A 13,183-nucleotide genomic window follows, 5' to 3' on the forward strand; every position below is an offset into this window, starting at 1 on the left:
TCTTCCCCCCCCCCCCCCCACCCCCCCCCCCCCCCCCCACCACCCCCCCCCCCCCCCCCCCCCCCCCCCTCCCCCCCCCCCCCCCCCCCCCCCCTCGATGCGGGCCGCAGGTGCCCGCGGGCGGCTCAGGCCGGGCGAATCCGCAGGTAGCCCACGTGAAGTTCGCGGCTGGCGGCAGCCGTGCCATGAGCGCCGCGGAGACGGCCGCGGCGGGCGGAGCCTGGTGGATGAGGACCAAGGGCAGAATCAGCAGCGCCACGAGTGCGATAAGACGGTGTATGAGGGTGGCGCGTGCACCTGCGGCCTCATCGAGCAGCTCGGTGCCCCCTCCGAACGGGACGACTATTAGGGTCCGTCTTCAAAGGGATCTTGCCCAGAGCAGGAACGATGCGAGGGTGACCGCCGCTTCGTAGGAAGTGGCGGTCTTTTCGTATCTCGTGGCGATCCCGCGGAAGCCCTTGAGCCGGTTGAAGCAGCGCTCGATCAGGTTGCGTCGCCGGTAGGTCTCCCGGTCGAATCCTGGCGGTCGGCCGCCGTGGCGACCACGCCTGAGCCGGTGCCGTCGCTGGTCGGTCTTCTCGGGGATGGTGTGCGCAATACCGCGTTTTCGCAGGTAGGCCCGGAAGCCGCGGGAGCTGTAGGCCTTGTCTGCGATGACCTGGTCGGGCCTGCAGCGCGGTCGGCCCGGGCCGGTGCGGGGAACACGGATACGTTCCAGCAGAGGGCGGGCGCAGACACTGTCGTGGCACTGACCGGGCGCCACCCGGATCGCGAGCGGGCGGTCCTTGCCGTCGCAGGCCAGGTGGACTTTGGTGGTCAGTCCGCCCCGGGATCGGCCCAGGGCGTGATCGTCCGGTTCGTCCTGGCGATGACGCCCCCTTTTTCGGCCGGTGGCGGCGGCGTGCTGGTAAGCGCGGACGATGGTGGAGTCGATCTGCACCGGCCAGTCGATGTCTCCGGCCGCGTCGGCCTGGGCTTGGATCTGCTGCAGGGCCCGTGTGAAGACTCCGTCGAGGGCGTAGCGGCGGAAGCGGATGTACACGGTCTTCCACGGCCCGTAGCGTTCCGGCAAGTCACGCCACGAGACCCCGGTGCGGATCTTGTAGACCATCCCGTTGATGACCTGCCGGTCCCCCACGCGGGGCCGCCCCGTCGCGGCTCGGGGTATCAGCGGAGCGAGCAACTGCCATTCCTGGCCCGTGAGTTCATGACGACGTACCACGACACCATGATCCACCACCCGGGTGATCTTTGAAGACGAACCCTAGGACGCGGACCGGCCCGTCGATGAAGCCGTCACGACGGCGACGCTGCCAGAAGCCGACAGTGAACTTCAGCCGGTACAGGGCGGTGGTGGTCTTGCCGCTGCCGGCGGCACCGCGTACGACGAACACCCCCGGCTTGTGGTTGTTGATCACCGTGAGCTGCTCGCTCGTCGGCTGCGTCGGCCTGAGAACCTTCATCCGCGCGGTCCCTCCCCAAGACTCGCTCCCCTGTCCCCCCCTGAGGCCATGTTAGAAGCGCATGCCGCCAATTGGGCTGAAGATCAGACAAGCAGTCCGTCGCATAGTTCCGGATGGCGAGCACATCAGCCATTCGGGTGACGGTTGACCGATGTGTCTCTCCCCCATAGGCGGCAGATACTTGGCTGTCCGGCGTGGAGCAGCGGGTTGTCAACGAGCAGGGTGGAGTGCCCCATTACCTCGGCCTACTACGGACCGCTCCCCTGCAGGGAGAAACGACCTCGTCGCTGATCTGCCGCATCGCAATCCGCTATGGGCTGGAAGCGAAGACGTTGCGGTCCTGCTGGCACTGGCGCAACCACCAGCCCAAGCACGAGAGCGGGACCTGCCGGGCCGACGCCGAGGTGCTGCTGAACGCAGCCGGGCGGCAGCTCCTGGCAGGCCTGTGTGGCGTCAGGGGAGACGTGCTGGCGCGGGCGCTGCCGTCCTGGAGACAGGAGGACGCCAGGCTGCCCGCCAAAGAGGACGGTACGCCGGCGGCGGCGTGGCGGATCGGTGATGCGGTAGCCGGGCCGGTGGCATTCGGCTGCCGTTCATACGCCGCCCGGCGTACGGGGGCGGTCGTGCGGGTGGTGCGGTATGCCCCGCAGTGGGACCGGGTGTGCGCCCGGCACGGCCGGTGGCTCCTGGACGCGGACGCCGACCAGCCCCACGAGTACCTGAACGTGCGGCACCTGCCGGAAGTGGCCGCGGCGCAGCGGCGATGGACGGGGGTGACGCGGCGGGCCGTGCGGGCCAAGGCCGAGCCGGAGCGGGTGTTCGCGCTGGCGCAGGCGGTGGTGGCCCGGTGGTGGGAGCAGGCTTACGGCTGGGAGCGGGAGACGATCTGGCCGCGGCGCCTGCATCAGGTCGCGGGCGGGGATGCCGGCGGTGATCTGGAGCGGTGGCGGATCGTGGGGCGGGACGCGGTCGTCTTCCCTGACGTAGTGGCGGTGGCCGACGCACTGCTGGACCCGGCTATGGCCGAGCTGGTGTGGACCGACAGCGGCGCCGGACGACCGCGGGCGCTGCCCGCCGACGGGGCGTTCTGCCGGGTACTGGGCGAACGGCTGGGCCGGCCATGGCTGGGGCCGCTGGCCGCAGCGGACCACGGCGGGCCGCTTCTTCCGTGGATGGGCGGCGTCATCCGCCGGCGCCGCGGCGCCGGCGGGCCGCCCGGGTACGACAACGACCCGTGGTGGCTGCGGCAGGAGCACCGGGCGGCGGCCATGGCCGGGCAACTGCGGGTGCTGGGCAAGGAGCAGAAGGCATCCGGTTCGGGGACGATGTGGCGGGCTGCGGTGCCCGCCGAGCAGCGGATGCCGATCACCAGCACGCTCGACAGCGTCCAGGAGCAGTTGCTGCAGCTGCGTGGGGTGCACAGCGGGCCGACCGCCGATGTCGCCCGGCGGCTGCTGCGCGGCCTCGGCCACAGAGCCGGCCTGATCGAGAACGCCTGGAAGCGGACCGCTCTGGCGGCGGTGAACGGCGGCGTGCCCCTTCAGGAGGTGGCCCGGTGGGTGGGCATACCCGTCGAGGTGCTCAGGAAGGTGCTGACCGCGGACGGGCGGGAGGCGGGCGGCTGAGCACGGTGCGCCAGGGAGAGGTCGGCTGTTGGCTGATACGGCACTCGTTCGTGCCAGGAACACTGAAAACGGCTGTCCGGGCGGGCGGGAGCGGCTTGGCTGGCGCGGGTGACCAGCACAGGAGCAGCCCGGGGCCGGGCAGGGCGGGCGTGGACCAGGACGGCGGGTTCGAGGCGGTGTTCCTCGACCCGGTGGGACAGGCGGTGCAGCAGCGGTGGGTGGATGCCGCCATGACGGTGGCGTTCGAGGACCTGCCGTCGGTGTCGGCGTTCCCGGTGGTGCCGGGGCGGCGCTGGGGGCCGGGCCTGTGGTGGTCGGCAACGACTGGGCGGCACGTGGCCGCGGGGTCGAACGCGATGCGCACTCAGCTGATGGTGCTGGACCGTGATCGGGACGTGACGGGTCTGGCGGGGCGGCCGGTGCGGCTGCTGTGGTGTGACCGGCGCGGGCAGGTCCGTTCCTGGGTGCCGCAGCTCTTCGCCCGCTACCGCGACGGCACTGGCCTGCTGGCCGACTGTCCCAGCCGCCCCGATGCCGGCGGCGAACGCGCCCTGATCGCCGCCGAAGCGGTGGGCACGGCGTGTGAGGAGATCGGCTGGAGCTACCGGCGCCTGGCGCCGCTGGACGAGGTGCCGGCAGCGAATCTGAAATGGCTGGCCGGCTACCGACACCCGCGGCATCGGGGAAGAACGGGGCTGCTGGAGGCGGTGGTGGACGTATTCGAGCGGCCGCGGCCGCTCGTTGAGGGGGTGGCAGCGGTCGGCGATCCGGTTGAGGTGCTGCCCGTCGCGTTCCACGCCCTGTGGGCGGGACTGCTGGTGGCGGCGATGGATGTGCCGCTGCACGAACGCGTCCTGGTCGCTGTCCATGGCTGGAGCGGCCCAGGCAAGACGGGGAGTGCCGGGTGAGCGCGCGGCGCAATGCCCGGCCGGCGGTCAAGGTCGGGGCGCATGTCCGCTTCCGCGGCGTGAAGTGGCAGGTGGTCGCCCTGGTGCCGACTCGCACCAAAACGTCCTGCAGTTTTGCAGTTCAAGTCCCCGGCGTCTCGCACTCGCTGCGCCGCACGGCCCGACAAAGGCACACGCCAGAGCCCTGCCGCCAGAACACAGAGATGAGAGGCCGACGGACGCTGAGCCGCGAGTCGGCACCAGGCCCCCTCCGCACACCAACAAAACCCCCTCCAAGCGTCGCTTTCGGCCGCCGTCGACACGACATAGGGCCAGAGCGTTTTACGGGTAGAAGGCGCGACCCGCCATCAGCCGGCGCGCGGTCCGGCTGATCCCGAGCGACCGGAAGGTCACCTCCGGGCCGCTGGTGTCGTCATCGACGGTGACCGAGACGTCGGTGATCCCGGAGGGGTGGCCGACCAGCACCGCACCGGGCCGACGGGACTTCGCTGCGTCGTGGACGGTGGTGCCGCGGACGCGGGACGCGGCGGCGAGGCTGATCGAGGCGGTGACGGCGATGCTTTCGTGCAGACGGTTCATGAACATCAGGTGGAGCCGCAGGTCCATGTGCCCGGCCTCGGCTCGCTGTCCGTTCAAGGTACTGTACGAGAACGGCGGCGCGACGAGGCCGACGAAGGGCACCGCGGGGACGTCCGTGTCGCCGCGACGCCAATCGGAGCACAGGCCCATCAGGACGCAGGCCTTTCCGCGCGCCTCGCGTACGAGCGCGAGGAGATCGCGGTCGTCGTTGATTTCGGTGCGTTCGTCTCCGGTCAGTGCGAAGTCCTCGGCTCGCAGCCAGACGACCGGGTTGCCCGCGTCGACGATCGAGACGTCGATGACACGGCCGTCCTCCAGCGTGAGCTTGTCGACGGGGGCGCCGGTGGGGAGCAGGCGCCCGGTCATGGCGCCGATCGTGGCCGACCAGTCCATGACGATCTCGGCTCCGGTCCCTGGCACGCCCGGGATGGCCAGGTCGCCCGTCACCTCGGCGAGGCCGCCGGAGACCGGCACCCGCGCGACGAGGACCTTGCCGGTGTTGGTGTTGTGGATGCGGACCTCGGTCACGCCCTCGTGTGCGGGGACGAGGCGCTCGTCGATCGCGAACGGGCCCACGCCGGAGGAGATGTTGCCGCAGTTGCCGTTGTAGCTGACGCGGCCGCTTTCGATGTCGACCTGGGCGAAGGTGTAGTCGACATCGGCGTCCTCGCGGGTGGACGGCGCGACGATGGCCACTTTGGACGTGATCGGGCGGGAGCCGCCCAGTCCGTCGATCTGGAGGACGTCGGGAGAGCCCATGAGCCGGCGCAGCAGCGCGTCACGTGCCTGGCCGGCTGGGGGGAGGTCGCGTTCGTGGAGGTAGAGGCCTTTGCTGGTGCCGCCCCGCATGAGGACGAGGGGAACCGATGCCTGTCCGCCCATCAGGAGTCCTCCTTTCCCGTCGCCGGCCGGGCAGGAGACGGTGGTTCTGCGGTGACGAGCCGGTCGGGCCACTGGAGCCAGTCGTCCAGACCGACGGTGCCGAACAGCTCGGCCGGGCCGGCCGCGTCCCGGGGCGGCAGACCGGTCTCGCGCAGCCGGGTCAGTGCCGAGTCGACGGCCGCACTCGCAGCGGCGATGTTCACGAAGGGGTAGATGCCCAGCCGATAGCCCAGGCCGGCGTAGTCGGATGCCGTGAGCAGTGGGGTCCGGGAGTTGGCGATCACGTTGATCACCAGCGGGACGTCGATGCTGCGGGCGATCCGGTCGAGCTGGTGGCGGTTCTCGGGAGCCTCGACGAAGACCATGTCCGCACCGGCGTCGGCGAACCGGCGACCGCGGTCGATCGCTTCGTCCAGGCCGAGCGGGGTCAGGGCGTCGGTACGGGCGATGATCACGAGATCGTGGCTCCCCCGGGCGGCGACGGCGGCGCGGACCTTCCGTACGGCCTCTTCCTTGTCGACGACGGTCTTGCCGTTGAGGTGTCCGCAGCGCTTGGGGAAGACCTGGTCCTCGATGTGGACGGCGGCGGCACCGAGCCGGACGTGGGTCTCCACCGCGTGGCGGACGTTGAGCTCGTTGCCGTAGCCGGTGTCGATATCGACGATCAGTGGCAGCGAGGTGGCGCCTCGCAGGCGGACGACGTGTGCGGCGACCTCGCCGGCGGACATCAGTGCCAGATCGGGTCGGCCGAGCACGCTGACGGAAGCTGACGCTCCACTCACGTATGCGGCGGGAAACCCGGCGCGCTCCACCAGCGTGGCGGTCAAGCCGTCATAGACGCCTGGAGCGATGACCAACTCGTCGCCGTTGATCAGCTCACGCAGCAGGCGGGCGGGATGGGTGGTCAACTCCTCACTCCTTTCGTTACGAACGTCCCATTGAGCCCCGACGAGGCGCAGCCGGCTGCCGTACGGCGTGGGAAGCACGTCCTGCCGTACGGTGCGGGAAGCGTGTCCGACGGGCCCCACCAGCCTGCGGGCGCGGTAGCCGGCAAGGGAAATGACGGACGTTGGGCCGGTCTATGCGTCAGGCGCATGAGGGGTACGGAGGGTTCTCGTAACGAACGCACAGAAGCGGCGGGCGGCGGGGGTGGCCGGCCCGTCGGTGGCGGTGACGATCCCGACCTCCCGCTGCGCGCCGGTCTCGTGCAACGGGACTTCCACGGTGCCGGGGTGGAGCGCGGTTTCTGATCGGGACGCCGGAACGATCGCGATACCGGCCTCGGCCGCGACCAGGGCCCGCAGGGTGCTGAGCTCTGTGCCCTCCACGGCAAGCTGGGGCGTGAACGCCGCCTCGGTGCAGACTTGGTCGAGGATCTGCCGCACCCCGAACGCCCGGGGGAACGTGACGAAGCGCTCGGCCGCGAGTTCCCCGGCTGTGACCGCTGCCCGGGCGGCCAGCGGGTGGTTCTCCGGGACCAAGAGGATGAGCCGTTCCTCCAGCAGCGGAACCCAGCGGATGTCCTCCCCGGCCGGCCGGGGGCTGGTGAACCCGACGTCGAGGCGTCGGTGACGGACCTCGTCCACGACGATGTCGGCGGCGTTCCCCCGTAGCTGGAAGGCGGCCGACGGCGCGATCGTGCGGTACTTCCGCAGCAGCTCGGGGACGAGCCAGCCGCCCAGCGAGTGGAGAAATCCCAGGGCGATGGTGCCTGCGTCCGGGTCGAGGAGGGCCCGGATGCGCTGTTCGGCCGACGCGACCTCGCCGACCGCTCGTACGGCGTGCGCGTGGAACACCTCACCGTAGCGGTTGAGGCGCAAGCGGTTCTGCCGCCGGTCGAAGAGCCGCACGCCGAGCCGCCGCTCCAGCCGCGCCAGCGCGCGGGACAGCGTCGGCTGCGAGATGTTCAGCTTCTGCGCCGCCGCGGTGACATGCTCACTTTCGGCGAGGGTGATGAACCAGCTCAGCTCGCGTAACTCCATCCAGCGACCATACGCCGCGCGCATGAGCCGGCTCCCCTATGGTCATTTCACCGCGGCAGCCTCGGGCACCGATCCTCGAATGAGATGTCGGCACAGCGAGCAGAGGAGCCTTCGACATGACCCTCGAAAGCCGGAACCAGCGGTATCTGGCCGAGCTGGTGGGCGAGTTCGTCGCACGGACCGAAATCGGTGACGTCCCCGACAAGGTGCTCCAGCGCGCCCGCCACCTCGTGCTCGACGCCGTCGGGATCGCCTTCGCCTCCACCGCGTTCCCCTTCGCCGGCGTGGCCCGCGACGCCTTGGCGGCATTCGGGGCCGGGGACCACGTCGTGTTCGGCATGGCGGACCGGCTCACCGCGCGCGACGCCGCCGTGCTCAACGGCATCCTGATCCACGGCCTGGATTTCGACGACACGCACCTGCCCGCCGTCGCTCATGTCACCTCTGTGGTCCTGCCCGCCGCGTTGTCCGCCGCGGTCGCCTCGAACGCCTCGACGCGCGACCTGCTGCTCGGCTACGTCCTCGGCGTCGAGGTCATGGCCCGGGTCGGCATGGGAGCCGCCGGTGGCCTGCACGACGTGGGCTTTCATCCGACGGCCGTGGCCGGAGGGTTCGGAGCCGCCGTCGCCGCCGGAAAGATCATGGGTCTGGACGCCGGCGGCCTGGCCACCGCGCAGGGCATCGTCGGGTCACAGGCGGCGGGCCTGATGGAGTTCCTGGAGGACGGGTCGTGGACCAAGCGCTTCCATCCCGGCTGGGCCGCCGCGAGCGGACTGACCGCCGCGAGCTTCGCCAGGGCCGGCTGGAGCGGTCCTCCCGGCGTTTACGAAGGCCGCTTCGGCCTCTACGCCACGCACGTGCCGAGCCGGGACGCACGCCCGGCCGCCGTGTCCGAGGACCTGGGCGAGAGCTGGGAACTGCTGCGCACCGCCGTAAAACCCTTCCCCGTCTGCCATTTCCTCCACGCCTTCGCCGACGCCGCGCTCATCCTCCGCAACGAGCACGCCCTGCGGGCCGAGGACATAGCTGGGATCCGCTGCGCGATCCACCCGGTCCCGCGCAAGGTGGTGTGTGAGCCTGCCGGAGCCAAACAGGCGCCGCGCGACGAGTACGACGCCAAATTCAGCCTCCCATTCGCCGTCGCCGCGTCCTTGGTCCGCGGCCGGTTGACCCTCGACGAACTCGAAGCCGACGCCCGCTCCGACACCCGGATCCGGGAACTGGCCCGCAAGGTACAAGTTGACGACGATCCCGACAGCGCTTTCCCGTCGGCCTATTCCGGTTTCGTGGAGATCGCACTCACCGACGGGCGAGTGGTGCGCCACCGTGAGCAGTACAACCGCGGCCACGAACAGCGACCGCTCACCGACGAAGAGATCGTACGGAAGTTCCGCGGCACGATCGGACGTGTCGCCGACCGCGAAACGGCCGATCGCGTGCGACGTGCGGTACTGGCGCTGGGCGACAGCCGCCCCGCCTCCGGCTTCGCCGAGGCGTGCGGCGGGCCGGTAGTGACCGGCGGGGTGTGAGTGGTCAAGGTACAGACAGTGCCGCCTGGGCAGCTCATTGACCCTGCTCGTGTCCGGTGAGTGGTCGGGTCGCCCGGGGGAATCTCACCTCCGGGCTCCCGCAGAGTGAAGTAGGCCGCTGGCGAGGTGCCCGTGGCGCGGGTCCTTTTCCATCGGCCTCTTCCCGAACGGAACGTGCCAGTTTTCCCGGCATTCCGCTCTCTAGTGATCATTCCCGTGGTGGTGCGGTAGCTAGCCCGGCATGAATGTTTTCGTGGCAACTACGGCAGATCACACGTGTCTTGCGTCGCCGCATGGCCATGAGGTGCATCCAGTCGGGCTTGTCCCGGCGTCCGGGCCGGTTGAGATCGGCGAGCTTGCGGACGTGGTGGACCTCAAGGTTCGTCCGGGCTTCGCAGATCTCGCAGCACTGGGCGAGGAGCCTGTGGATCAGCTCGTTTCGCTTCGTGCTGGCCATCACCGGCTGGGCGTCGGTGAGGACGACCGTGCGCTGTCGTTTGAGCGGTATCCCGCCGAAGCGGGCGACCAGCGGCTTCCTGTCCCCGTCGCGTGGGACGGGGACCTGGATGCAGTGGCGTGGTCCGTCGGGTGTCTCGGTGGTGTTCTTGTACTTCCGAGCCATCTTCATGACCGTCGACCGATGCTTCCCGGCCAGCGTCTTCAACAGCGACGTCTCCATCACCCACTGGAGCTTGCCCAGACGGAACCCGTCCTGGGCGAGAAGGTAGTACTGGACGAGGCCCCGGTACTCGGCCTGGTACTTCGCGACGATCGTGAAGTCCTCATCGTGAAGCAGCGGACCACGTTGAGCCGGTTGCCCTTTACGCATGTAGAGCGCGCACTTCTGCCTGATCACCTGCTTGGGCGCGAACAGGCCGATCGCTCCGTTGACCGCCCGACGGTTCCGGGTGATCTTTGGGTCGGAGTGCTGGACCCGTATCCCGTAGCCGAGGAAGTGCGCCGCCTGGCTGGTGGCGTGGGTGATCACGGTCTTGGACTGGGAGAGTTCCAGCTTGAGCTCATCGCGCAGAAACCTCCCGATCTTTGCCTTGATCTCCTCGGCTTCGTGCTTGGGGCCGGCGAACCCCAGGAGCCAGTCGTCGGCGTAACGGACGTAGCGCAGTCGTCGGTAGTGCGGATCATTCGGGTCATGGCTCGGCAGGCTGCGGCGCCGGAGCCGAAGCGCCCGCACCGCCTCCCGGTCGCCGTGCCGTTTGGCCCGTTGGATCGCGTACTCAACGACCCGGTACGGCCGGTAAGACTGCCGACGCAGGCCCCGGTTGTACTCAGGCAGCAGAGACTCTTCGATGAACTGATCCAGCCGGTCGAGGTAGATATTCGAGAGGATCGGCGAGGCCACCCCGCCCTGCGGTGCACCGCTGAGCGTGGCGTGCCACTGCCAGTCCTCCAGATATCCGGCCTTGAGCATGTGGCTGATCAGCCGCAGGAACCGGCCATCGTGGATCTTCTCCGCCAGGATCGACAGCATCACGCCGTGATCGAGGCTGCCGAAGCAGTCGGAGATGTCTCCTTCGATGAACCAGTGCGTCCCCTTCCAGACGTCCACGACCTCGCTGAGCACGGTGTGGCAGCCCCGCTGGGGACGGAAACCGTGGGAATGGTCGGAGAACTGGACGTCGTAGTACGCCTCAAGGAGCAGGCGGACCACCTCGGCGACCAGCTTGTCCGACCATGGAGGGACCCCCAGTGGGCGCTTCTTTCCGCCTGCTTTGGGAATATGCACGCGCTTGACCGGCAGAGGCGTCCAGGTTTTTCGAGCGGTATTGCGCCCAGTCGACCAGTCTGGTCTTCGACTGGGGCAGCAGCGCCGTTCGCCCGTCCACTCCGGCGGTCTTGCGCCCAGCGTTGATCTCCGTCACACGCCGCACGCTCAACAGCGTGTTGGCGCGGGAACGGAGCATCAGTTTCTGCAAGTTGCGAACTCGTTTGAGATCGTCTTCCCGCGATGCCGTGAAGATTCTCTGCCTCAGACGCCGTACTTCGTCCTCGACGGCACACCAGTCGATATCGTGCCAGTCGGGAACGTCGTCCTCCAGTCCGTTCGCCATCACGTCCGCGTCGGCTTTCACCTGCGTGTTCGACATGGCGTCCAACTTGCCCTTCGGTTCCGGTGTCGTTCTCTTCGTCTCTCCACAGGCTCACCTGGCCTCCGTCAGCACCCTTTCGGGTCCGGGCATCAGCCCGTATCCGGCCGGTTTTGCGAGACGACCGGCGGAGAGCCGGTCATGGTGTCTCGTTTTCCCGCTGCCTTTCGGCCGCCGGCATTGGCTTCTGAGGCCATCCTGCGCCCGCTGGAGAATCGAGCCTTCCTTGCGGTCAGCTTGCCGAAGACGCCAGCGTCTTCGGACTCCAACGGGGTTGTCACGTTCCGCACGAGTGAGGTACGGCCGGGTCGGGTGCCCCCTATACCCCGAGGACGGCGGTGTTCTCCCGACCGGCTTAAGGTCCTCCGGTCGGCGCCTGCCGCTTCTCAACGGCCAGCCCTTGACCCCGCTGCAACGACCCATCTGCGGGGCTTCCGATCACGAGGCATCACCAGGGGTTCACGTTGTTCACCCTGTCGGCCTTCCCCGTAGCCTGTAACTCCCGGATGGAACGGGAGCCCTTGGGCCTGGAAACCTGAGCTTCGCACCCCGCCGTTACCAGCGACGCACGTCAGGCCGGGGACAGAACCTCGAACACTGATCCGTAACTACACCTTCGGCATCAGCCGACCTCCTTCGGTGAAGCTCACTCAACTCGTGCGACTTTCGTGTCGCACCCCCGGCTCGGAGTACTACGGCGGCTCCGCCCCGTCCCAAGCCGATCGGTGGTCGGTGCACCCAGCCCCAACTTGCCCGCCGACTGCGGGCATTGAGGGCAAGACTTGGGACGGTTCCCGTGTTCAGAGTGGTTCGCTCGTCGAAGTAGGAGCCCGACTATGCCCCTGCGGCTTCGCTGCGAGTACGCCGCAGACCTTCCTCGCAGCCTCCCTGGCACCACCCGGTTCAGGCTGCCCTCAGCTCCACCGTCCTGCTACGACGGGATCAGCGGCGAAGGTCTTTCACCTCCACTCGAACCACTGCGCCTCACGGCGCACCCACGTTGTCCCGGTACACATCCGGCAACACCGCCACGACCAGACCCTCTCGCCACGGCTGCACCATCGTCACCCAGCTGCCATGAGGCGCCGACACCTCGTTCGGTTCCGGCACAGCTCCTGCCGGGACGTCCGGTTCGGCCTCCGCGGCCGACAGCTCCGCCAGCACCTGCGCGACGGTCTCCCGAGTGATCTCCAGCCTCGGCAGATCCTCTCGTGCCTGCTCCAACCGGAAAGTCAACTCCGCAGCTTCAGCTTGGAGGTCCTCCACTCGCTGCCGAGCCGCGGCCTCCCGTGCCTGCGGCTCTTCCGGCAAAGACACCACGGCGCTCCACCTCCGCCCCGCCACGGTAGAAGTACGACGGCGCCACCACAGCGATCAGAGTCGTCGGACACCGGCACGTGGCGAATTCGTCCCCGAGCCCTGAGCGGGTACGAATGCTCGCGTCGGCCGGAATCAGTGCTGGATCAGGCCGCCGACCGGGACGGAAGCGACGTGGCCGGTTGCCGGAGCGCTCTGCGCCAGCGCAAGGCCGACGTCGACCAGCGATGATCGGCGCAGGCGTGCGATGTCAGGGATCGGAGTCCAGATCGACTCAGCGGTCTCACCATTCGGCTCGGGTCGGAGCCGACCGCCGGTGATCCGAACCCGGTAGAAGATGCCGACGTTCTGGTGCTCGGTGCCGGCACGGGCTTCGACCGCGGGGATCACCCTTGAATCCACACCCAGCAGACGTTCGACCACCGCTTCACAGCCGGTCTCCTCAGCGACCTCCCGGATCACCGCGTCGAACGGATCCTCCGCGTGCTCCACCCTTCCGCCCGGAAGCGTCCAGTTGGACCTGCCCACCGGGGGCACGTGACGGGTGAGCAGCACACGCCCGTCCTCGATGCACACGGCGTACGCCGCCAGACGGAAACTCATCCCCACACCTCCCACCAGACCCTACCCCGACGCGACGTCGGCGAGTTCGGGACTGACCAGCAGGAAGCGCTCCTGGTCGGTTTGGGAGGGGCGATCTGCGCCGCGGCTTCGGGAGTACGGGTGCAATGGACGGCGCGCAGGATGCCGTCGGCGCCGCACCGGTGGGGTCAGGCGCCGGCTATCGACGGTG

11 protein-coding genes and 1 pseudogene are annotated in these 13,183 nt (G+C 69.1%); 3 read left to right on the plus strand and 9 right to left on the minus strand.

The window, feature by feature from the left end; genetic code table 11:
- Positions 1-358: 358 nt before the first annotated feature.
- Positions 359-1,222, minus strand: coding sequence for an IS5 family transposase (locus ACZ4Z1_RS35145; RefSeq protein ID WP_468490771.1), 864 nt, complete (start codon positions 1,220-1,222; stop codon positions 359-361).
- Positions 1,206-1,463: a hypothetical protein gene (locus ACZ4Z1_RS35150; protein ID WP_468490729.1), complete on the minus strand. Its 258-nt coding sequence runs from the start codon at positions 1,461-1,463 to the stop codon at positions 1,206-1,208. The genes ACZ4Z1_RS35145 and ACZ4Z1_RS35150 overlap by 17 nt, the downstream gene beginning before the upstream one ends.
- Positions 1,464-1,657: 194 nt before the next feature.
- Here ACZ4Z1_RS35150 and ACZ4Z1_RS35155 point away from each other — a divergent pair, with 194 nt between their 5' ends.
- Entirely contained in the window at positions 1,658-3,088 is a 1,431-nt protein-coding gene (locus ACZ4Z1_RS35155; RefSeq protein ID WP_468490730.1) for a DNA-binding protein, read from the plus strand.
- 149 nt (positions 3,089-3,237) lie between these two features.
- Positions 3,238-3,996: a TnsA-like heteromeric transposase endonuclease subunit gene (locus ACZ4Z1_RS35160; RefSeq protein ID WP_468490731.1), complete on the plus strand. Its 759-nt coding sequence runs from the start codon at positions 3,238-3,240 to the stop codon at positions 3,994-3,996.
- Between the two features lie 321 nt (positions 3,997-4,317).
- Here the strand turns inward: ACZ4Z1_RS35160 and ACZ4Z1_RS35165 are convergent, their stop codons facing one another.
- From ACZ4Z1_RS35165 to ACZ4Z1_RS35175, 3 genes are all read right to left on the minus strand, one after another.
- Entirely contained in the window at positions 4,318-5,457 is a 1,140-nt protein-coding gene (locus tag ACZ4Z1_RS35165; RefSeq protein ID WP_468490732.1) for a PrpF domain-containing protein, read from the minus strand.
- Complete coding sequence (locus tag ACZ4Z1_RS35170; protein ID WP_468490733.1) at positions 5,457-6,365, minus strand: isocitrate lyase/PEP mutase family protein; 909 nt, start codon at positions 6,363-6,365, stop codon at positions 5,457-5,459. Before ACZ4Z1_RS35170 ends, ACZ4Z1_RS35165 begins: the two co-directional genes overlap by 1 nt.
- A 171-nt stretch (positions 6,366-6,536) precedes the next feature.
- Entirely contained in the window at positions 6,537-7,439 is a 903-nt protein-coding gene (locus tag ACZ4Z1_RS35175) for a LysR family transcriptional regulator (protein ID WP_468490734.1), read from the minus strand.
- Between the two features lie 116 nt (positions 7,440-7,555).
- On the opposite strand from ACZ4Z1_RS35175, the gene ACZ4Z1_RS35180 reads away from it, so the two are divergent.
- Positions 7,556-8,968, plus strand: a complete 1,413-nt coding sequence (locus tag ACZ4Z1_RS35180; protein WP_468490735.1) for an MmgE/PrpD family protein — start codon at positions 7,556-7,558, stop codon at positions 8,966-8,968.
- 208 nt (positions 8,969-9,176) lie between these two features.
- Here ACZ4Z1_RS35180 and ACZ4Z1_RS35185 read toward each other — a convergent pair.
- The 4 genes and pseudogenes from ACZ4Z1_RS35185 to ACZ4Z1_RS35200 form a co-directional block, all read right to left on the minus strand.
- A pseudogene (locus ACZ4Z1_RS35185) lies at positions 9,177-10,724 on the minus strand (reverse transcriptase/maturase family protein); the annotation flags it as partial.
- Positions 10,618-11,073 carry a reverse transcriptase N-terminal domain-containing protein gene (locus tag ACZ4Z1_RS35190; RefSeq protein WP_468490736.1) on the minus strand — a complete coding sequence of 152 codons (456 nt, stop codon included), beginning with the start codon at positions 11,071-11,073 and terminating at the stop codon, positions 10,618-10,620. The pseudogene ACZ4Z1_RS35185 and the gene ACZ4Z1_RS35190, both read right to left, overlap by 107 nt.
- A 984-nt stretch (positions 11,074-12,057) precedes the next feature.
- A complete protein-coding gene (locus ACZ4Z1_RS35195) occupies positions 12,058-12,297 on the minus strand; it encodes a hypothetical protein (protein WP_468490737.1) in 240 nt (79 codons plus the stop codon).
- 228 nt (positions 12,298-12,525) lie between these two features.
- Complete coding sequence (locus tag ACZ4Z1_RS35200) at positions 12,526-12,993, minus strand: NUDIX hydrolase (RefSeq protein WP_468490738.1); 468 nt, start codon at positions 12,991-12,993, stop codon at positions 12,526-12,528.
- Between the last annotated feature and the right edge of the window lie 190 nt (positions 12,994-13,183).

The sequence above is a fragment of the Streptomyces sp. NPDC030165 genome (assembly GCF_055573595.1).

Excerpts from the sequence above, each read along its gene's own strand:
- ACZ4Z1_RS35150 (WP_468490729.1), bottom strand. The coding sequence starts at position 1,463 with ATGAAGGTTCTCAGGCCGACGCAGCCGACGAGCGAGCAGCTCACGGTG.
- ACZ4Z1_RS35165 (WP_468490732.1), bottom strand. The coding sequence starts at position 5,457 with ATGGGCGGACAGGCATCGGTTCCCCTCGTCCTCATGCGGGGCGGCACC.
- ACZ4Z1_RS35175 (WP_468490734.1), bottom strand. The coding sequence starts at position 7,439 with ATGGAGTTACGCGAGCTGAGCTGGTTCATCACCCTCGCCGAAAGTGAG.
- ACZ4Z1_RS35180 (WP_468490735.1), top strand. The coding sequence starts at position 7,556 with ATGACCCTCGAAAGCCGGAACCAGCGGTATCTGGCCGAGCTGGTGGGC.
- ACZ4Z1_RS35190 (WP_468490736.1), bottom strand. The coding sequence starts at position 11,073 with ATGTCGAACACGCAGGTGAAAGCCGACGCGGACGTGATGGCGAACGGA.
- ACZ4Z1_RS35200 (WP_468490738.1), bottom strand. The coding sequence starts at position 12,993 with ATGAGTTTCCGTCTGGCGGCGTACGCCGTGTGCATCGAGGACGGGCGT.